The organism is Corallococcus silvisoli, assembly GCF_009909145.1.
GTDB lineage: Bacteria > Myxococcota > Myxococcia > Myxococcales > Myxococcaceae > Corallococcus > Corallococcus silvisoli.
In genome coordinates this window covers 1,298,775-1,319,191 of record NZ_JAAAPJ010000001.1, presented here as the reverse complement: position 1 = coordinate 1,319,191, position 20,417 = coordinate 1,298,775, and the positions used below count along the sequence as shown (strand labels likewise).

Sequence of the window (20,417 nt, the reverse complement as noted above, 5' to 3'; positions counted from 1 at the left end):
CGGTTGAAGGCGCCGCTGTTCCCGTTCCTCGGACGCCATGACCGAAATGTTTCGGCGACGGTCGCCGCCGAATGGTTCGCGGGCGTCAAGGCACCTGCCAGGCGGCTCGTGTGGTTCGAGCAGTCCGCGCACGAGCTGATGGCCGAGGAGCCGGGCAGGGTGCTGCTCTCACTCGTTCGCGATGTCCGTCCGATCGCCGAGCGCGCCGGTGATGTAGCGCCCGCCAGCTCCAGATAGAGCAGGCCCCCGCGGTCTCCAGGAGGATGGCGCCCATCCCCCCGGATGGGACGCGTCCGGCCGCGGGCGATGCATTCCATGCCGGCGTGGACCGCCTCCGCTTGACTCTCCCCCAAGGGGAGACCGCCACCCTCCGCTCCATGTCACCCGGAACGACGTCTCGGAGGAGGGTCATGGTCGGAGTCATTGGAACACTCGTCCTGCTGGCTGGAGCGGCGGCGGGCATCTGGTGGTGGATGGGGCGAGCGCTCTTCCAACCGGGCACCGTGGAGCAGGTGCTGGCCGCGCGGGGCGAAACCCTGGAGGTCCCCCCGGGACAACGTGCGGACGCGCCGTCCTGGCAGGTGTCGCCGGACGTGCGGCTCCGCCACCTGGCCGTGGGTGATGGGCGGGACGTCGTCGTCGTGCATGGCGGTCCCGGACTCCCGCCGGCGGAGCCCTGGCGCGGAGCGACCATGGCGGGCGAGTCCCTGCGCTGGCACTTCTATGATCAGCGAGGCTGCGGCGCCTCCTCGCGGCCCTTCACCCACGCGCCCCCTGGCGGCACCTGGCAGGCGATGCAGGCGGTGGAGGCCCGACTGGGACTCGCCGCGCAGCTCGCGGACCTCGAGCGCATCCGGCGCCTGCTCGGCAAGGAGCGCCTCACGCTGGTGGGACACTCCTTCGGAGCCCTGGTGGCCGCGCTCTACGCCGCGGAGTGGCCTGAGCGGGTGGAGGCCCTGGTGCTGGTCGCGCCCGCGCCGTTGGTGACAATGCCCGCGGGCGATGGCGACCTCTTCACCCAGGTGCGGGCCCGGCTGGACCAGACAAGCCAACGCGAGCTGGATGCCTGGCTGAAGCACACCTTCGACTTCCCTGCCCGTCTGAAGGACGACGAGGCCCGGCTGGCCGAGCACTTCGCCGCCTTCAGGCCGCTGTACGTCCAGGCAATTCGGCGCGAGCGCCCCGATGCGAAGCTCGCCGGCACCGGTGCCACGGGAGGCTTTCTGTCGCTGGGGCTCTACCTCAGCCTGGGCCGGCATCACGACTGGAGCCACTGGCTGGGCCGGGTGCGCGCGCGCACGCTCGTCATCCATGGCGACCAGGACCTCCAGCCGCGCTCAGCCACCGAGCGCGTGGTAGAAGTGATTCCCCACGCGCGGCTGGTGGAGCTGGCGGGCAGCGGGCACTTCCCCTTCGAGGAGCAGCCCGAGGCCTTCGCCGCCACGGTGAGCGCCTTCCTCTCGGAGGAGCGGTGAGCGGACTGCTGTATTCCATTGGCGAGGTTTCGCGCATCACGGGCCTGACCGTGAAGGCCCTGCGCTTCTACCAGGAGAAGGGACTGCTCGAACCCTCGCGCGTGGACCCCTCCTCCGGCTACCGCTACTACACCGAGCGCGACATCTCCCTGGCCCACACACTGCGCGCGCTGCGCGACCTGAAGCTGTCCCTGGAGGAGATTCACGGCGTCCTCGCGGAGCTGGATTCGGGCGCCTCGCTCGCGGAGCAGCTGGCGCGTGCGCGGGCCCGGCTCGCGGAGGAGGCCGCCAGCGCGCAACGCTCCGTGCTCGCGCTGGACACGCTGCTGCGGCACCAGGCCCAGGCGGAGGCGTACCTGCGCGCACCACCGCCACTCCTCGAGCGCTGGCTCTCCCCGGCCCGCGTCGCCGTGCACCGGGCGCGGGGACGGTACTCCGACGCATCGGTGGTCTTCCCCAGGCTGCTCGCCGCGTGCGGCCCCCACATGGCCGGGGCGCCCTTCTGCCTCCTGCACGAAGCGGAGTACCGCGAGGAGGACGCGGACCTGTCCTGGTGTGTCCCCCTGGCACCGGGGGCCACTCCGGAAGGCGTCTCCATCGAGGAGGTGCCTGAGGTCCAGGCAGTCACGCTCGTCCACTCCGGGGCGCCCCGGTCGGTGGGCCCGTCCTGGGCCCGCCTCTTCGCATCCGTTCATTCGAAGGGGCGCACCCCATCCACGCCCCTGCGCGAGACCTACTTGCGCGTGGACCCGACGGACAGCGCGTCCTGGCTGACCGAACTCGCGCTGTCGTGGGAAGGGAACGGAACGCAGAGCAGCCGCTGAGGCGGACGAGCCCGCGTGGCGACGCCGAGCGGCGATGTCTGGCCCGACATCAGTCGCCGCATGGTTGCCGCGACAGGATGTGAGCCAGGCTCGGCATCGCCTCGCTCCCCGACACGCAGGCCGAGTCCCCTTCCATCGACATGGCCGCCGACGAGAACCCCTCGTCCCCATGACCCGCCAACTGGCTGGGCGTGCTCAATCCCAGCCAGGCGACACTCCAACGCCTGCACCCGCATCCGCAGGAGGCGCATGACCTCCAGGCGCAGCGGACCGGCCGGCGCTGATTTCACAGTGCGCGGCGCCCCCCGCTGTGCCATCCCAAGTCATCTGAAGGTCCGCGTCATCGCCGCGGACCTATGGCAGGCGATAGCACTTCGAACGGAACAGCGTCTCGAAGCCGAGATGCGTGAGGATCGGCGCGGAGGTGGCCTCGCGGGCCTGCGTCACGGCGTAGTCGACACCTTGGTCGCGGAGGAACTCCAGGCGCGCCGTGACCAGCGCCCGGTATGCCCCCTTCCCACGGGCCGCCTCCAGCACCTGCGCACCGAGCAGGTAGGCGTAGCCGTCACGCAGGACGAGGCCCGCCGTGCCGACGACCTCCTCCCCGAGGCGCGCCACGAACAGGTGCACCCTGCGGGGGCGGGCGCGCAGGGCGGCCAGGTAGACCCCTCGCTGGAGCCCGGCATCGCTCGCAGGGAGAGACCAGCCCTGCTGCTCCACGGCCACGTAGGAGTCCAGGCCCTGCTCCGTGACCGCTTCGACCGTGACATGCCGTGCGTCCGTGCGCGCCACGGTGGTGTCACAGCCCATCCCTCGCACATCCCAGCTCGAGAAGCCGCGCCGCGCGAGCCGCTCCCCGAAGTCCTCGAGCTGGGTCCAGAAGCCCACACACCACTTCGTCGGGTGCCCGGTCGCCCGATAGGTGGCGAGGGTCTCGTCAATCACCTGCTCCGCCACCGGGGCCTCCACCTGGGAGAGGATGACCTCGTTCAACACGCTGCCGGGCGCGGAGGGTGTGACCACCTGGTACCAGCCCGGGCGCGCGATGATGCGCGTGTCCGGCCGTACCAGGTCGTCGCCCATGGGCGCGCGCAGACACGCCTCGCGTTTCTGCTCCAGCGTCAAGGCCATCGCTCTCGTGTCGTGCATCTGGAACCATTCCTCCTCTGAGTGGGTGTGCTTCGAACCTTGCGAGGATGAACATGCGACGGCGGAGACTCGGGCTGTCCGCTACCGCCTCAGTGTCACCTGCTCGTCGAGCCTGCCCATCTTGTGCGGGTTGCGCATGGCATAGATCCGGGAGATGCGGCCGCTCTCGACGACGACGCTGATCGCCGTGTCGAAGTCGCCGGCGGCGTCGACCCGAAGCGCGGGCGCGCCGTTGAGCCAGACGGTCGCGATCCGAACGCCAGGCGCGAGCGCGGGGAAACGGGACAGGACCCTGGCCACGCGATCTCCACCGACAACCGGGCGCCGGACCGCCGTCACGATACCGCCACCGTCGGCGACCAGCACCACGTCGGGGGCGAGCACGTCGAGCAGGCCCTGCAGGTCGCCAGAGCTCACGGCGGCCAGGAACCGCTCCAGGACCACCCGCTGCTCCGCCTGGTCGACCTGCATCCGAGGCCGGCGCGCGACCACGTGCGCTCGCGCCCGGTGCGCGATCTGCCGGACAGCGGCTGGGGTCTTGTCGAGCGCCGGGGCGATCTCGTCATATGGCATGTCGAAGACCTCCCGGAGCACGAACACCACCCGCTCGGCCGGGGTGAGGGTCTCCAGCACGGTGAGCATCGCGATCGAGACGCTCTCCGCGAGCTCGACATCCTCGGCGACGTCGGGGCCGGTGAGCAGCGGCTCGGGCAGCCACTCTCCGACGTACTCCTCCTTGCGGCGGGCGAGCGTGCGCAGCCGGTTGAGCGCCTGCCGGGTGACGATCCGGACGAGGTAGGTGCGCGGATCACGCACCTCGGCCCGCCCCGCGTCACCGATGTCCGCCCACCGCAGCCACGCCTCCTGCACGACGTCCTCGGCGTCGGCCGCGGAGCCGAGCATCTCGTACGCGATCGTGAAGAGCAGGCTGCGGTGGGTGACGAAGGGGCCCTCCGAGCCCAGCGGAGCAGGGGCCGCATCGGGCGAGGAGGTCGAATCCGTCCCGTCGCCGGGAGGCTCGCTTCCTGGCGCCGTCGGGCGCATCGAGGCGGTCATGGCGCGGACGCCTCCCTCAACCGCGCACTCGGCTGGGCCATCGGCTTCAGCCCACACGAGGCGGCGAAGCCCTCCGACTCGATGCCCAGGGCCGTGTTGGAGCGGGTCGTCAGGTTGGCGAACCCAACCACCGTGGTGAGCTCGATGAGCGCCGCGTCACCCAGCTGCGCCCTCAGCCTCGCGACCATCTCATCCGTCACCGTGGGCGGAGTCTGGCTCATCGCCTCGGAATACCCCAGCACCTCCCGCTCCAGCGAGGTGAACACATCCGACTCCTTCCACCGCAGGATCTCCCGCGCCTTGCCCAGGTCCAACCCATGGTTGTGGGCCATGAAATAGTTGAAGTCGAGACAAAATGAGCAGCCCACCAGCGAAGCCACCGCCATGTGCGCGTACGACTTCAGGCTCTCATCGCACTGGTCCCACTTCTGGAGCTTCTGCCCGAAGCCCATGCTGGCCTTGAGCACGGGCAGGTGGTGCCACATCACACCGAGCGACTTGGGGACGAGACCGAACGTCCTGCCGGCGAACATCTTCACGATCGCACCGTAGAGCCCGGTGAGCTCCTTCGGGGGAATCCTGGTCGAGGTCATCTCTTCTCCGGGTGTCGGCAGCGGATGCCGCCGGCCTGATGACACCGGGCGCCCGCGGGATGTGACATCCCCGAGGAGACCCCACCTTTCACCCACCTCTACCCACCCAGAGCCCGGTCGCGGCGTCATGACGGCGAGCGATGCGCACGGCGCGCCGCCGCGGCCGTACGGCCAACGACCCGCCCAAACACTTGCGGGAGCAACGAAATGCCTCTCACGCCGCCCAGTGACTGCGATTGCCCGCTCCGTCACGGAATCGTCACATAACGTAAACACCATTTACACACACATCCAACGCATGGACTGACCATGTCTCATAAATCCAGCCAGCAACCCCACCCGCGCGCTGTATTTCAAAAAATGTCTCAGCCCCATTGACGCACTCAGACCAGCTCCTGTATCCAATCAATCACCACCTTCCGAGGAGTGGGCAATGATTGGCAACGTCGCGCGCAGGACGGGTCGTCTCGCTGTGTTCGCTGGTGCATTGATGGCGCTGGCTGGCTGCCAGGACCCGGAGGCCACGGGTGAGACCCCGGCAGACGAGGCACCGACAGAACAGACGGCGTCACTCCGGGGTTGTGTGACGGTGGAGCCGTCCGCGCAGGAGAAGGAAGGCATTGAGGCGCTCCTGCGCACCCGCAAGAGCCAGCAGCGCGCGGTGGGCTCGGTGACGGTGCCTGTGTATTTCCACGTCATCAACCAGGGCACGGGCCTCGCCAACGGCGATATTCCGGCCTCGCAGATCGCCGCGCAGATCGACGTGCTGAACGCGGCCTACGCCACCACGCCGTTCAAGTTCGTCCTCCAGGGCACGGACCGCACGACCAACGCCAAGTGGTACGCCCTCAAGGACAACAGCGCGAACGAGCGAGCCATGAAGACGGCCCTGCGCAAGGGTGGCCCCGAGACGCTCAACATCTACAGCGCGAACCTGAGCGGCACCCTGCTCGGCTGGGCGACCTTCCCCTCCAGCTACGCCAGCAACCCGAAGCAGGACGGCGTGGTGATCCGGTACACCACCGTCCCGGGCGGCACCGCCGCGCCGTTCCACCTGGGCGACACGGGCACGCACGAAGTCGGCCACTGGCTGGGCCTGTACCACACGTTCCAGGGCGGCTGCACTGGCGCGGGGGACTCCGTCAGCGACACCCCGGCCGAGGCCTCTCCCGCCTACGGCTGCCCGACGGGCCGCAACACCTGCGCCAGCGCGGGCAACGACCCCATCACCAACTTCATGGACTACACCGACGACGCCTGCATGGACAGCTTCACCGCTGGCCAGTCGGCGCGCGCGGATCAGCTGACCGCGGCCTACCGCTAGGTCGTCCTCGACATCGCGGATGTCGGCGTCGCGCCGGAGTCTCCCACGGAGGCTCCGGCGTTGTCGTTTTCAGGGCCCCTGGCGCAATCCCTGGCAAGAACCTAGTCTTTCAGAATTCACGGCTCAAAAAGGAAAAGCCGTGAGAGCCATTCCCCGAGCCTTTGTCGCCGTGGTCCTCGTGTTTGGCGCGGCGGTGCCCGCGCTGGCCGTCGAGCCTCCCCCTGAGTTCGGCACCGACTGGGACGACCCTCGCACGGCCGTCCCGGCCCTGGAGCGACCCGCGACGCCCTCGTGCACCGTCCGCATCGTCGACGAGAAGTTCGACGACTTCACGCCCTACACCGGGACCTTCACCCCGCCCGCGGCCTGTCCGGGCCCGTGGCACAAGGTCGTGCTGCGCATGGAGGGCAAGGTGCAGGGCGTGCAGTACGACCGGCTCGGCCATCTGGAGGTAGGCGGTGTCACCCTCTTCAAGACGTCCACGCCGGAGCCGTCCCGTGACGGCATCTCCTGGGCGGTGGAGAAGGACGTCACCGCGTACGCGCCCCTGCTGCGCCAGCCCCAGCCGGTGTGGATGCTGATTGGCAACGTGGTCAACGAGACCTACACCGGCGTGCTCGACGTGCAGGTGTCCCTGACCTTCTACACGGCCCAGGGCAGGCGCTCGCCCCCCGCGGAGACGGCGAGCGACGTGCGGCCCCTCACCCACCCACGCCGGGAGGGAAGCGCGCTGGTGGGAGAGGTGACGGTGCCCCGGAACACGGCGCGGCTCGTGGCCGAGGTCTACGCGACGGGCTCCGGCGGAGGCTGTGAGGAGTTCTGGTACTTCACCGCGCCCCCTGTCGTGCCGTACTCCTGCCCCGCGGATGACGGCCCGTACCGCGAGGTGCGAATCGAGGTGGACGGCAAGCTGGCCGGCATCGCGATGCCCTTCCCGCATGTCTACACGGGGGGCTGGTCCAATCCGTTCCTCTGGTACGTGCTGCCGGCGCCGCGCGCCTTCAACATCCGCCCCCTCCGCTATGACCTGACGCCGTTCGCCGGACTGCTGACCGACGGCCAGCCGCACCAGCTCAAGGTGAGCGTGCTGGGCGTCCCCGAAGGCCGCCCCGGCTGGGATCTCCCCACCAACGTGCTCATCTGGACGGACGCCCGGTCCACGCGCGTGACGGGTGGGCTGCTCCAGCACCAGGTCGGCACGCTGACGAATGACTCCGCGCACTCGCTGGTGGAGGGGTGGCATCAGGTGGACACGCGGGGCGAACACTCGCTGAAGGTGTCCGGCTACGTGCGCACCTCGCGCGGATGGGAGCTGACGACGGTGGAGCAGTCGGTCTCCAACGCGAGCATGCACCGCTGGCTGGGCGACACGGAGAACCCGGACGCGCTGACCGCGACGTGGACGGACACCAGCACCGTCACCGTCGTCGGGCGTGACGTCTTCCCGACGGTGAGTCGCTCCCACAAGCGCTTCGTGCTCGACGGGCTCATCAGCGTGACGCCGGAGAACCGGCTCACCACGACCCTCGGCATCAACGACGCGGATGATTCGCTCACGCTGGGAGGGCTTCGCACGCTGGAGCACCGCGAGCTCAGCGACGTCTACACCGGCGAGGCCGCCTATACGCTGGGCGTCCCGCGCGCGCAGCGCAACGCGGTGGGGACCTCCACGCATCGCTACCGGCTGACCGGACAGCCCGGTGACTGCTACGACCGGAGCATCTCCACCCGGAATGGCTTCGTCACCGAGGACCTCCAGCGCTGCGACCGAGGAGCCACCCCTTCGTCGCCGCTCGGCGACACCCCACCAGGCGCGGGGGGATGACTGCTGTCCCGGCCCTGATGACCGCGGTCACCAGGGCCCTGACATCACCTCCGGGCCCCCCTCTCGCCAACCCATTGAAACCAGGGAGGCGGCGTGTCCACATCGTTCGACATGAGCATGGCATGTCGGATGCAAACGGACAGGGCATCGCTGTACCGACCCCATCCGCCGCCCCTCTTGAGGAGCCTCCCATGCGTCTCTCCCGCCTCGGTTCGTCCCTGCCCCGCGCCTCGACCTTCCCGTCCTCCGCGGTGTCCAAGCCCAAGCCTCCGGCGCGCGCCTCCACCCTCCCCCCCACGGCGCCCTCCTCTCAGACCGTCAAGCCCGCCGCGACCAGGCCCCCCGCGAAGGCGCCGGCGGCCCCGGAGCCCAAGCCTCCGAAGCACGCGGGCATGCCCGAGGGTGGCCCCTCCTACAGCCCCTGGGAGAAGACCACGGGCCAGGCCTCGGACGTGATGGTGAGCGGCGGTGACAACAAGCTCACGCCGCCCCCGGGGGCCCGGCAGGACGTGCTCGTGGACCGGCCGGGCAGGCCCTTCGAGAAGGACACCTTCGGTGGCGGCAAGCTGAGCGGCAACGTGGGCTCGCTGCAGGCCTCCACCTCCAGCTACAGCGGCGGCGGCGTGCGCCACTACTCGGCCCAGACCGAGGTGAACGGCCCCCACGCCGCCTACGAGCTGCAGAAGACGCACGCGGGGCGGCTGGGCGTGACGAGCGGCCAGCTCACCGCGGAGGCGAACACGTTCAAGGGGCAGGCCCAGGCCGGTGTGTCGCTCGACCGGAACGAGCACGCCTACACGGGCGCGCTGACGGCGAAGGCGGAGACGGGCGTGGGCGTCACGGCGAGCGCGAGCCATGACTTCAACCGGCACGTGGGCGGGTACGTCAAGGGCGAGGCCAAGGCCTCCGCCACCGCCTACGCCGAGGGCGTGGCCAGCCTGGATCCGAAGACGGCCACGGCGATGCTCTCGGGCCAGGTGGGCGCGGCCGCCACGGCGGGCGCGTACGCCACGGCGGGCGGGCACGTGGGCCGGCTGCACGGCTCGGTCACCGCGGGCGCGGTGGCGGGCGCGGCGGCCCAGGCGGGCGGCAAGGTGGGATTGGAGAATGGCTTCTTCAAGCACTCCGCGGACTTCAATGCCTCCGCGGGCGTGGGCACCCACCTGAAGTCCGACGTGGCGGTCGACCTCCGCCACCACATCAAGCCGGGCGTCGCGTCGGGCCTGCGCCCCGCCCTCGCCAACGCCACGGGCGTGGCCTCGCCCGCGAACACCCTCCAGCCCGAGAAGTCGCGCATCGAGAACTTCTTCGCCAAGGCCTTCCACAGGGCCTGAAGCTCCGCGACCACAGGGGGCAGGTGACGAAGGCCCCCAGGCGCGACGCGTGACGGGCGGGAGGGTCCCCGCCCGTCGCGCTCAATCACGTGCCCCTGGCTCCAGGCTCGAAATGACCTGGGCGAGCTGCGCGCGGCGGTCCGGGCGGGCACGGGCCAGCTCCCCCCGGAGGATGGGCAGCGCGGCCTCTCCCATGACGCGCAATCCGTCCAGGGCGGCGCGCGCCACCGGATTGCGGCGGTCGTGCAGCAGCGCCGCCATCTCCGCCACCGCGGGAAGGTGCCCTCCAAAGGCGAGCGTCCGGAGGGCTCGGACGACGTGCCCGGCCTCCGCGTCCCGGAGCAGCGCCCGGGTCAGCTCCAGGTAGGCCTCACGGGGCACCTGGTCCTTCAGCAGCCGGTGCGCGTGCAGGCGCACCGGGGACTTCCGGTGGGCCAGCAGCTTCGTCAGTCGCTCGACGAGGTGAGGCGTCCCCCGGAGCGCCATCCACTTCATCGCCCTCGGGTCGGGCTCCGGGACCTCCCAAGCCAGGGTCTCCAGCTTTCGCTCCACGTCGCGCATCACCTCGGCGGTGAGGCTCCTTTCGAGCGACGGGTCATCCAGCAGCAGGGGCGCGAGCGCGCTGACGACGTCCGTCCGCAGCGCCGGCGTGGTGACCCGCGCGAGCAGCGCGGCTCGCACCTCCGGGCCCTGCCGTTCGAGGCCTCGCGTCATCGCCGCGAGTGCCTGGGCGTCGTCGTCGCGGTTCGCGAGCGCGATGAGCCCCTCTCCCAGTCGGAAGGCGTCGTCGCGGTTTCCCCAGGACGCAAGTCCACCGAGGACCCGCAGCGCCACCTCGCGATGACTGGCGTCCTCGTGGACGATGCGCAAGAGCGCGTCCTCCAGCGTCCGGCCGTCGCGGCCTTGCGCGAATCCCCCTCGCTGAAGCCACTCGAGGAAGTGCGTTCGGTCCAGGCCCTGTGCCTGGACGAACAACGCCATCAGCTCGGGCCCCCACACCGTATCGCCCGGCAGGACTTCGAGCACCGCGGTGTGGCCTTCTCGAAGCATCGGGAGGGCGAAGGGCAGCACCTGCGTGGCCGGGAACGCGCGAAGCATGGCCGCCGCCCTCTCTCCTGTTCGACTACGGCCCAGCCGCCACACGTCGAGCAGGAGCAGGACCTGGGTCGGGAGCAGGCGCGGCGTCGGGCGGAGACCGTCCAGCAGCTCCAGCAGCGCCTCCAGCCAGAGCTCTCCTTCCACGCCCTCTTCCAGGGAGCCCATCCGCTCGCGGAGGGCGTCCAGGTCCTGCCGGTCCACGGCCCCCGGAGGAACCCACCGGAGCGGCCGCGCTTCGCCAAGGGTGTCCAGCAGCTTCTGGAGGCGAGGCAGTCCCCGCACCCTCCAGAGTTGTCGCGCGGCCTGTCGCCGGACCTCGACGTGCGCATGGGACAGCAGGTCGACAAGCAGCGCCTCGTCGTCGCCCGATGTGGGCACCGCGAGCGCCGTGAGCGCCTCGAGCGCGATCCCCCGTTCAGCGTGGCGCGCGAGTCGCCGCAGCGCCGCGCGGGCCGCCTCTGTCCCGACGTCCGCCATCCACCGCACCAGCGTTCCGACCTGCGCGGACGCCCCCACTCCAACGGCGTCAGCAAGCGCTTCAAGCAGTGCGTCCTCTGGACCCCGCGCGTCCCATGCCTTCCGGACGGTCTCCAGCAGGTCCACGTCCGGCCCCCGCGCCACGGCGGCCAGCACCTGGAGCGGTGGCACCTGCCGCAGCGCGTATGGCACGAAGAACCGCCGGACCCTGGGTGAGCGGGCCTGGGTCAGGGCCTCCAGCAATCGCGGGCCAGCCAGCTCCTCCGCGAGGACGAGTCGCTCCGCTCCCCAGAGCGCCACGGGCTCCTCCGGGAGCGCGGAGGCCATCCGCGCCTCTTCCAGGGAGGGCACGGCCCCCAGTTGATGCAGCACGGTGAGCGCTTCGTGAGGCTCGATGCGCGCCCCCGTCCACGCGCGGCGGACCTCCGCGAGCACCCCCACGCGCTCGGACTCGGACAGCCGCCCGGCGAGCGCCCTCAACAGGCCCAGGGCCAATCGCCGCGAGGCGGCGCTGGGGCTGTCCAGCAAGGTGCGCAGCCCATCGAGGTGCCGCGTCAGGACGGCCGCACGCGAATCCGTGAGACCCGCGCTGGCCAACGCGGAGAGCCGCTTCAGCAAGTCCTCCGCCTCGGCTTCAAGGACGCCCGCGTCCCCGGAGGACAGCACGTCATCCACCCACGCCAGCTCCACGTCCAGACGCCTTTCACGGAGCAACCTCGCCTGCTCGGGATCGTCGGACGTGGCGGGGATCCAGCGCGACAGCGCATGGCGGCGGAGCAGCACCTCCAGCTCCGCGCGCGCTCGCGGCGAGAGTTCGATGACTCCGCCGTGGACCGCGTCGTTCAGCGCCGTCGCGGAGCGCGCCCCCCGCCGCAGGAGCGTCACGAGCGCCTGGGGCGAGAGCACGCCCGAGAGCGCTTCGCACAGCAGCTCCTGCTCACGAGGCGAGCCGGCGTCCTGGAGCGCATCGAGGACGGTCGCCACGTAGCCCCGGCCGCAGGTGGCACGAAGCGCCCGGACGAGCGATTCGCGCAGGCCCGGGTTGTCGTGGCGCCGGAGCCAGCCCAGCATCACCCCGATGGGCGCCGGCCAGCCGGGGCCCGTGTTCGTGAGCGCATCAGCGGCGGTCTTCTTGATGTTCATGTTGGGATGGTCGAGCCCCGCCGCGAGCAACGGCACGCCCCACTCCACCTTGAACGCCCCGAGCCCGCTGAGCGCCTGCCGCAGGCGATAGATGTCCTCCGAGCGCGCGAAGGGCACCAGCCAGGCCACGGCCCGCGCGTCTCCAGATTGCGAGAGGCACTCCAGCGCCAGCTTCTGCACCTGCACACTCCCATGGCGGAGCAAGCGCCGCAGCCGCCGCGCGAGCGCCGGATGCCTCCGCCCGACGAGCTGGCCCAGCACGCGTTCGAGCTGCGCGTCACTCAGGTCCCGCTGCTGGAGTTGTTCGAGCAGACATTCCGTGACGACCCGTGCGCCGGCTTCGTCCTCCGAAGCGCAGGCAGGCAGTCCGTTCAGACGCATGCGGCCACTGGCATGGAGCCCGCGCCCCACCTGGACAAGCGCCTGCTGCGCCGAGGTCCGGACCTGCTCGTCCGCGTCGAGCAACAGCGCGCCCAGCGGCACGAGGGCGCGCCGCCGGGCCTCCCGACCGAGCTGGCCGATGGCCTGGATCCGCAGCGGGTGCTGCGTCTGGAGGGCGAGCCGGGAGACCTCGGCGAAGGTCGCGTCGTCGTGGACCGGCTGAAGGCTCGCCAGCGCCTCCCGGCCCAACGCACCCCCTTCAGCCCACGGCATGGCCGCGGGTGCGTCCTCGAGCATCGCCACCAAGCCAAGTGCCTCGGCGCGCCATGCGGCAGCAGGCAGGCCCGGATGGGCGCGAAGGAACTCCACGGCGCGCGCGCCTCCCAGGCAACGGAGCGCACCGAGGCAGGCCCAGGGCTCGGCATCGAAGCAGCGGAGCAGGTCCTCCTCGGCGGACGCGTGTCCCTGGTGTCCGAGTGCCTCGATGATCTCAGGCCGGAGTGGATGCGCTTCGGGCCGGACGAGCAGCGCGCGGAGCAGGCCCAGCGCCTCGGGGCCGTCCAGCTCCCGCAGGAGCGTGAGGTGCCGGGAGAAGTCCGCGTCCGTGGCGGACAGCGTCCACAGCGGTTCGACGTACTCCCGCTGCCGGAGGCTCAACACCTCCGCGATGACGGCGGGAGCGACCGATGGACTGGAGAGGAACAGCTCGCTCACACCGGGAACGTCGTCAGGCTCGCACCGCACGCCCCGCCGGTAGAGCGTCTGGAGCAGCCCCGCGCATGTGGGCCCGAAGAAGAGGGGGTCCTCCCGCGAGAGGTGGAGCGCCAGCCGCAGCTCCGAATGGCCCGCGAAGGGCGCGAGCAGCGCCATGGCCTCGCGCCGCACCGGGCCCGACTGCCGCCCGTCCTCCAACACGAGCCGCAGCGCCGCGGCGTCGCCTCGACGGGCGGCGACTCGCAGCGAAGCGAGCGCGAGCCGCTCCGAACGACCTGTCAGCGGATGGAGCGGGCGGGTGGGGGGAGCGAGCTCGGGCCTGGCGGCCCAGGGCTCGGCGAGCAGTTCCGCGGCCTGGAGCGCCACGCGCGCATCCGTGGCTTCAAGCGCGCGGACTCCCAGCGCCAGCGCGTGCGTCAACGTCACGAGCCCCAGCTCGAGCGCGTCGCCCAGGTGGCGAAGGCCCTCGAGTTGGAGCTCCGGATCCGCATGGGAGCACAGCGCGTCGATCAATGCTTCCGCGTCGGGAGCCTCGGCCGGGGAGAGCCGCTGGACGGCACGCAACACCCGCCCTCCCACCGGCAGGGAGGCCAGCCTCGCGGGCTCACGGAGGATCTCCGCCACGAGCCACGCCACCTCGGCCTCGACGGGAAGGGGTCCCCATCCCTCCGACAGGGACGCCAGCCTCGCCAGCGGAACCTCCAGAGGAAGCAGGCGGGCCAGCTCGGCGAGGAGGACGTGCGACTCGGGAGGACACGCGCCAAGGGCCGGCGGAAGCGCCTCCATCAGCGACGACGGTGTGTCCCCGCCCTCCAGCCGCTCCAGCCGCCGCTTCAGATGCAGCAGCGCTGCGTGGACCTCCTCAGGCTCGGGCGCGGCGAGCAGTGCGTGGAGCTCCGTGGGCGCCAGCCGCTCGGTGCGGAGCCGCTGTGAGAGGAGCGCGCGGCGGCGGCGCGGGGTGAACGATTCCGAACGGGGCTGAGGCATGGAGCCCTTTATAGAGGGTCGCCTGCCCCGTGCCCCTCCCGCATCATCGAAGCAGGCGCGCGAGCGCACTCCGAAGGTCAGCGACAAACCGGGCCGCGGAGGCGGTCGGGAACAAATCAAAGCCATGGATGCCGCCTGGGTAGACGTGCATTTCGACGGGCACGCCCGCGCGGGACAGGCGCATCCCGTAGGCGACGTCCTCCTCCAGGAAGAGGTCCACGCCCCCCACCGCCAGGAACGTCGGGGGCAAGCCCTCGACCCCGGACGCCAGCGAGGGCGAGTAGTGGCCCTCGCGCTCCTTCGGAATCGCGGCGCCGCCCCGCAGCGCCTGCCACGCGAATTGATTGAGCGGACGCGTCCACCCGAACTCGCCAGTGCTCGGGTTGTCGACCGGAGCGTCCGGCGTTCCGGTGCGGGCGTCGAGCATCGGATAGATGAGCACCTGTCCTGCCAGGGGAGCGCCGCCGCGGTCGCGGTGCAGGAGCGCGGTCGCCGCCGCGAGCCCTCCGCCAGCGCTGTGCCCCATGATGACGACCCGTGACGTGTCCACCCCGAAGGCAGGCGCCTCCCGCATCAGCCAGCTCAACGCGGCGTAGCAGTCCTCGATGGGACCGGGGAAGGGCGTCTCCGGCGCGAGGCGGTAGTCGACGCTGACGACCAGCGACTGGTACTCCTCGGCGAGCTGCACACACGCCGCATCGGTCATCTCCGCGACGCCCGCGATGTAGCCGCCGCCGTGCACATAGAGGATGGCCCCCTGCACCGCGGGCGGGTTGCCCGGTCGATACACCAGGACTCGCACGTCGGACTGCCCCGGCACCCAGCGCTCCTCTCGTGCGTGAGGCATTGGGGCGGCAATCTGCGCATAGCTCGCGAGGAGCTGAGCACGGAACGCTTCCAGGGGCTCACTCGCGGGATCAAAAGCCTTCATGGAGGCAACGATGTCGCGCACGGCGGGGTCGACCAGATGGAGCGTCTTCATGGCTTGCATGTTCTCCAGATTCGAGCGTGGCCGCGATGAAGGCGGCGCTCATGGGGATGTATCGACATGGCCTGGCTCAGACCTTCCAGGCCTCAAATCCAAACGCTTCTATTCCAAGACAAGAAACGAGCCGCCGACTTCCAAATGCCGTCAGGCTGCTCGCAGGACGAGCTGCGTAATCTCCGCGGGAGCGCCGAGCCGCATGGGAGGCCCCGAGAAGCCGGTGCCGCTGCTGACGTAGACCCAGGTCTTGCTGAACCTGGCGAGCCCCGCGACCACCGGTTGCCCCAAGCGCTGAAGCCACCCCAGCGGCCACATCTGCCCTCCGTGGGTATGCCCTGACAACTGCAGGTCGACCTCGTGCAGAACGGCTTCGTGGACGGCCTTGGGCTGGTGCGCCAGAAGAACCAGCGCTCGACGCGTGTCTCTGCCCGCCACGGCCCGTGGGAGGTCTACCCGATGGCCGATGTCGAACCTGGCGGACTCGTAGTCGTCGATACCCGCCAGGTGAAGCACCTGCTCACCGCTCCCCAGCTCCACGTATTCGTTGCGAAGGACTCGCACGCCGAGCTGCCCGAGGTGCTCGCACCACCGACTCGCATCCGCGTGGTACTCGTGATTGCCCGTGACGAAGTAGGTGCCATGGGTGGAGGTGAGGTTCGCGAGCGGCGCGACGTGCTGCTCGAGGTCTTCGACGCTGCCGTCCACCAGGTCGCCCGTGATGGCCACGACGTCTGGAGCCAGCGCATTCACCGTCCTCACGACGTGCTCGACGAACTCCCGACCCACCATCGGCCCGATGTGCATGTCCGACAGCTGGACGATGCTCAGCCCGTCGAGTTCGGGCGGCAGCTTCTTCAGCGGAACCTCCACCCGCTTGACGCGAACCCGGCGGCCTTCTCGAAGCCCCCAACCGCTGGCGACGACGCCGACCGTCACCGCGACCAACGCGCTCATGCGCGCCAACGCCTGCCGGCGGTCTGCGTCCATCGGCTCGGAGTCCCAAAGCGCCATGGAAGCGCCGACCCGCAGCACGTCCACCACCCCGAGTGACATGAGCAACAGCGTGGACACGCCAATCCACACGTAGACCGGCGTGAGCCACCACACCGACAAATCGGGAGGCACCAGGCGGCTCGCGAACACGCCCACGGGAACGCTGACCGCGAGGACAACCAGGCTCCACGTCAGCGTCCACGCAGCGGGCTTGGGGAGGCCGACATCCCGGACCAGCCGCGCCCACAAGTAGTAGTGCTCGAACGCGAGCCACCCAACGCCGAGCAGCAGAAACCCGCTCAGCGAAGTCCATGCCTCACCGAGCTTGCTCATGCCGACCGGGCCAGGGCGACCGCGTCAGGGCCCGCGGGATAACGGAGCTTCGCCGACATGTCGTTCGCGGCAAGCCACACCACCTCAGCCACGTCGGACTCGCGCGTCACCGCGGCCGGCTGCCCCAATGAAGCGAAGATGTGCTGCGCGAAGGGCGCATATGCCTCGGGGAACAGCCCTTCCATGCGAGCGCCGCCGTTGCTCGTGAAGCGGGTGGTCGGGCCATAGCCCGGCTCGACGAGCTTCACGCGCAGGTTGAAGGCTTCGAGTTCGAACGCCAGCGACGCGGTGAAGCCTTCGATGGCCACCTTGCTCGCGGTGTACACGGCCACCAGCGGCATCGGCGCCAGCGTCGCGCTGGACGTCACGTTGACGATGACGCCCGACTTGCGTGCGCGAAACTGGGGCAGCACCGCCTGCGTCATCGCCATCACCCCGAAGACGTTGGTCTCGAACACCTCACGCACCGTCGCCATCGGCGTGGCCTCGAAGGGCCCCATGAGCCCGATGCCCGCGTTGTTGACGAGCACGTCGATGGGCCCGCTCGCCTCCAGCGCCGCCGCGATGCTCTCCGGCTTCGTCACGTCGAGCGGCACCACGCGCATCCGGTCCGAACGAGGGAGGACATCCTCGCGAGGGGCTCGCATGGTGGCGACCACGCTCCAGCCCTGCGCGTGAAAGTGGCGCGCCGTCTCGAGTCCGTAGCCGGAGGAGCAACCCGTGATGAGCACCGTCTTCATGACACCACCCCCGCGCCGAGCTTGCCGCCAGCGGGCACTTCGTCCTGGTACTGAGCCTCGCCGGTGACGAGCGGGGCGAGCTCGGCGATGAGTGCCTGGGCCCGCGGGCTCGCGAAGTTCGCGGCGTGCGCCTCCTTCGTGGTCCACCCCTCCGTGACGTGGACGACGTCCGGATTGCTGCTGGAGCGCCCCACCAGATAGAGGACGCAGTCCTGGTTGGTGACGAGACCCGTGCCGCTCACCGCGGAGAGCAACAGCGCCGCCAGCTCATCGCCTCGTCCCGGCAGCGCGGTCATCGTCGCCCGGAACCCATACGTTGCCTTCATGTCGACCCCTTGGTTGGCCGCGGTTCATGCGGCGCTGATGGTCCCAAGGTACGTGCCGCCGACAGGACTCTCCACCACGTGCGGTCCATATTTCTTTTGCTAGAGTCCAGACATGACCGATCCACTCTCGGAAGTCATCGCCCTGCTTCAGCCACGAGCCGTCTTCTCGAAGGGCATCAGCGGAGCAGGCCGTTGGGGGGTTCGCTACTCGGACTTTGGCCAGCCGAGTTTCAGTGCCGTGCTCGAAGGGAGCTGCCGACTCGCTGTCGACGGCCAGCCTCCCCTCACGCTCCAGGCGGGTGATTTCGTGCTCCTGCCGGCGACGCCGGGCTTCACCATGTCCGGCTTCGAGCCGGTGGTGCCCGAGCGCATCGACGCCAAGGCGGCGCCCACTCCGAAGGGGGAGATTCGTTACGGCACGCGCGGCGGCCGTCCCGACGTGCGCACGCTCGGCGGCTACTTCGTCTTCGACTCGCCTGACGCGGCCCTGATGGTGTCGTTGCTCCCGGCCCTGGTGCACGTGCGCGGCGTGGAGCGACTCTCGACGCTGGTGCGACTGGTCCGCGACGAGACGAGCGAGCAGCGCTCGGGCCGGGACCTCGTGCTCACGCGTCTCGTGGAGCTGCTGCTCATCGAGGCGCTGCGCTCGACACCGGCCGACGACGCGCCCCCAGGGCTCCTCCGCGGCCTGGCGGATGCGCGGCTCGCTCCCGCGATACGGCAGATGCACGCGCACGTCACGCGACCGTGGACGGTGGCCCAGCTCGCGAAGAGCGCGGCCCTCTCGCGCTCGGCGTTCTTCGATCGCTTCACGCGCACCGTGGGTCTGCCGCCGATGGAGTACCTGCTGGACTGGCGGATGGCTGTTGCCCGCGGGCTGCTTCGCCGCCGGGAACTCGCCATCTCCGAGGTCGCCGAGCGCGTCGGGTACAGCTCGGCGAGCACCTTCACCACGGCCTTCAGTCGACGTGTGGGCCAGTCTCCGGGCCGCTATTCGCGGGCAAGCTAGGCGGCCTCCCCCGTCGCCGAGCCGCAGCGGGGGCGGGAGGAGGTGCTCCCATGGCGTTCACGACCGGATGCCGGCGAGCGCGAGGCGCAGCACCCGGCGCGCGGTGAGCGGATCGTCTTCGTTGGCGATGGCGATCGCGTTCGCCAGCATCATCAGATCCTCCGTCGTGGCGCCGGAGTGGATCGCGCCCACCGATGACGCCCGTGTCACCAGCCCCTTCAACACGTCGAGCAGCATGTCGGTGCAGCAGAGCTCCTCGGGTGTGAGCCCATCCGGGCCAGCCAACAGCGCGGCGGCAAGCCCGCGGTTGGTCGCGGTGTAGACCGTCACCTCCTCGAGCCAGGTCACCAGCTCGGCGGCGGGATCCTCACCCGTTTGCGCGGCGGCCCGCGCACAGAGCTGCGCGACGCCATCGCGGAAGACCGCCTCCAACAGCGCCTGCCGCGACGGGAAGTGCCGGTGCAGGGTCGCCGAGCCGATCCCCGCCCGCCGCGCGATCTCTTCGAGCGACGCCTGCGCGCCATCCCTTCCGACCAGCTCCGCGGCGGCGGCGACAATCCGCTCCCGGTTGCGTCGCCCGTCCGCGCGCAACGGCTTCACATGACTCACGGCGCTCGTCTCCTCATGGGGACCTTCCTTGACAAACGGGGCCCCCCCCCATATTCAACCACGAAATTAAACGGTGGGGTCCCCCACTTAAAAGAGGAGCGGCCCATGGGCAGCACTGATTCCGTTCTCGTGACCGCGGCCACGGGGCGCCAGGGCGGCGCCACCGCCCGGGCGCTGCTGGCCGAAGGCAGCTCGTCGGTGCGCGTGATGGTGCGCAATCCGGAGGCGCCCACCGCCAAGGCCCTCGCGGCGGCTGGCGCCGAGGTGGTCGTCGGGGACCTCGACGATCCGGCGTCGTTGCGCGCCGCCTGCGCCGGGGCGCGGGCGGTCTTCTCGATGCAGTCACCGACCCTCACCGCGACCGGTGTCGACTTCAGCAAGGAGCGACAGCAAGGGAGGAACCTCGTCGAGGCCGCGCTTGCCGAGGGCATCGGGACGTTCGTGCACACCGCGACGTCCGGCGTCGGTGACCACCGCAACGTCGAAGGGTGGGCGGAGGGCCGCTGGAAGTCGCACGAGGAGTACTGGGAGAACAAGCTCGCGACCTGCGATCTCGTACGCCACGCGGGCTTCAAGCGCTGGACCCTCATCCTGCCCTCCACCTTCATGGATCATCCGATGTTGGAGCCCTCCGGCTTCGTCGACGGGCGCCGGTTGATCACCGTGATCAGGACCGACCGGCCCATCCCGCTGATCGCGCCGGAGGACATTGGCAAGGCCGCCGCGGCGGCGATCAACGATCCCGAGAAGTTCAACGGCGTGACGCTGCAGCTCGCGGGTGACCTGCTCACGCTCCCTCGGATCGCCGAGATCCTCTCGCGTCTCGACGGCAAGGAGTACACGGTCCAGTCCGGCACGGTCGAGGAGGCCGTCGCGGCCGGCCTGCATCCCGGCGTGGCGAGTGGCCTGACGTACATGAACGTCGCCCCGGTCCTGGCGCGGCCAGAGCTCGCGCGTTCCTACGGTCTTTCGCCCATGAGCTTCGAGACCTGGGCACGCCAGCGTCGCGAGCCGACCTGACTGCGGCCCTGGCGTCGCGGTT

The 20,417-nt window shown here is 70.4% G+C and carries 17 protein-coding genes; 8 read left to right on the top strand and 9 right to left on the bottom strand.

Features of this window, described 5'->3' with window-relative positions; translation table 11 throughout:
• Positions 1–3: 3 nt before the first annotated feature.
• The 3 genes from GTY96_RS37470 (at position 4) to GTY96_RS05310 (ending at position 2,299) form a co-directional block, all read left to right on the top strand.
• Entirely contained in the window at positions 4–237 is a 234-nt protein-coding gene (locus tag GTY96_RS37470; RefSeq protein ID WP_235685341.1) for a hypothetical protein, read from the top strand.
• Between the two features lie 173 nt (positions 238–410).
• Complete coding sequence (locus GTY96_RS05315; RefSeq protein WP_161664033.1) at positions 411–1,475, top strand: alpha/beta fold hydrolase; 1,065 nt, start codon at positions 411–413, stop codon at positions 1,473–1,475.
• Positions 1,472–2,299 (top strand): MerR family transcriptional regulator, encoded by an 828-nt coding sequence (locus tag GTY96_RS05310; protein WP_143898904.1) that lies wholly within the window; start codon positions 1,472–1,474, stop codon positions 2,297–2,299. The genes GTY96_RS05315 and GTY96_RS05310 overlap by 4 nt, the downstream gene beginning before the upstream one ends.
• A 354-nt stretch (positions 2,300–2,653) precedes the next feature.
• On the opposite strand, the gene GTY96_RS05305 is transcribed toward GTY96_RS05310, so the two are convergent.
• The 3 genes from GTY96_RS05305 to GTY96_RS05295 form a co-directional block, all read right to left on the bottom strand.
• Positions 2,654–3,448 (bottom strand): GNAT family N-acetyltransferase, encoded by a 795-nt coding sequence (locus tag GTY96_RS05305; RefSeq protein WP_161664032.1) that lies wholly within the window; start codon positions 3,446–3,448, stop codon positions 2,654–2,656.
• A gap of 81 nt (positions 3,449–3,529) precedes the next feature.
• The gene (locus GTY96_RS05300; RefSeq protein WP_235685340.1) at positions 3,530–4,504 is read right to left on the bottom strand and encodes an RNA polymerase sigma-70 factor; all 975 of its coding nucleotides are present in this window, start codon (positions 4,502–4,504) and stop codon (positions 3,530–3,532) included.
• Positions 4,501–5,097, bottom strand: coding sequence for a carboxymuconolactone decarboxylase family protein (locus GTY96_RS05295; RefSeq protein ID WP_161664031.1), 597 nt, complete (start codon positions 5,095–5,097; stop codon positions 4,501–4,503). The genes GTY96_RS05300 and GTY96_RS05295 overlap by 4 nt, the downstream gene beginning before the upstream one ends.
• 433 nt (positions 5,098–5,530) lie before the next feature.
• Between GTY96_RS05295 and GTY96_RS05290 the strand changes: the two genes are divergently transcribed.
• The 3 genes from GTY96_RS05290 to GTY96_RS05280 all read left to right on the top strand — a co-directional run bounded on the left by GTY96_RS05290 (position 5,531) and on the right by GTY96_RS05280 (position 9,580).
• Positions 5,531–6,421 carry a zinc metalloprotease gene (locus GTY96_RS05290; RefSeq protein WP_161664030.1) on the top strand — a complete coding sequence of 297 codons (891 nt, stop codon included), beginning with the start codon at positions 5,531–5,533 and terminating at the stop codon, positions 6,419–6,421.
• A 139-nt stretch (positions 6,422–6,560) separates the two neighbouring features.
• The gene (locus GTY96_RS05285) at positions 6,561–8,246 is read left to right on the top strand and encodes a peptide-N4-asparagine amidase (RefSeq protein ID WP_161664029.1); all 1,686 of its coding nucleotides are present in this window, start codon (positions 6,561–6,563) and stop codon (positions 8,244–8,246) included.
• Between the two features lie 191 nt (positions 8,247–8,437).
• A complete protein-coding gene (locus GTY96_RS05280; protein WP_161664028.1) occupies positions 8,438–9,580 on the top strand; it encodes a hypothetical protein in 1,143 nt (380 codons plus the stop codon).
• A gap of 81 nt (positions 9,581–9,661) precedes the next feature.
• Here the strand turns inward: GTY96_RS05280 and GTY96_RS05275 are convergent, their stop codons facing one another.
• From GTY96_RS05275 to GTY96_RS05255, 5 genes are all read right to left on the bottom strand, one after another.
• A complete protein-coding gene (locus tag GTY96_RS05275; RefSeq protein WP_161664027.1) occupies positions 9,662–14,380 on the bottom strand; it encodes a hypothetical protein in 4,719 nt (1,572 codons plus the stop codon).
• A 43-nt stretch (positions 14,381–14,423) separates the two neighbouring features.
• A complete protein-coding gene (locus GTY96_RS05270) occupies positions 14,424–15,362 on the bottom strand; it encodes an alpha/beta hydrolase (protein WP_161664026.1) in 939 nt (312 codons plus the stop codon).
• Positions 15,363–15,512: 150 nt separating this feature from the next.
• Complete coding sequence (locus tag GTY96_RS05265) at positions 15,513–16,691, bottom strand: metallophosphoesterase (protein ID WP_161664025.1); 1,179 nt, start codon at positions 16,689–16,691, stop codon at positions 15,513–15,515.
• The gene (locus tag GTY96_RS05260; protein ID WP_161664024.1) at positions 16,688–17,431 is read right to left on the bottom strand and encodes an SDR family oxidoreductase; all 744 of its coding nucleotides are present in this window, start codon (positions 17,429–17,431) and stop codon (positions 16,688–16,690) included. Before GTY96_RS05260 ends, GTY96_RS05265 begins: the two co-directional genes overlap by 4 nt.
• Entirely contained in the window at positions 17,428–17,757 is a 330-nt protein-coding gene (locus GTY96_RS05255; protein ID WP_143898895.1) for a putative quinol monooxygenase, read from the bottom strand. The genes GTY96_RS05260 and GTY96_RS05255 overlap by 4 nt, the downstream gene beginning before the upstream one ends.
• Positions 17,758–17,869: 112 nt before the next feature.
• Between GTY96_RS05255 and GTY96_RS05250 the strand changes: the two genes are divergently transcribed.
• A complete protein-coding gene (locus GTY96_RS05250; protein ID WP_161664023.1) occupies positions 17,870–18,766 on the top strand; it encodes an AraC family transcriptional regulator in 897 nt (298 codons plus the stop codon).
• A 57-nt stretch (positions 18,767–18,823) separates the two neighbouring features.
• Here GTY96_RS05250 and GTY96_RS05245 read toward each other — a convergent pair whose 3' ends face one another.
• On the bottom strand, positions 18,824–19,375 hold the full coding sequence (locus GTY96_RS05245; RefSeq protein ID WP_143898893.1) for a TetR/AcrR family transcriptional regulator: 552 nt from the start codon (positions 19,373–19,375) through the stop codon (positions 18,824–18,826).
• A gap of 105 nt (positions 19,376–19,480) precedes the next feature.
• Here GTY96_RS05245 and GTY96_RS05240 point away from each other — a divergent pair, with 105 nt between their 5' ends.
• Entirely contained in the window at positions 19,481–20,395 is a 915-nt protein-coding gene (locus tag GTY96_RS05240) for an NmrA family NAD(P)-binding protein (RefSeq protein ID WP_161664022.1), read from the top strand.
• Positions 20,396–20,417: the final 22 nt, after the last annotated feature.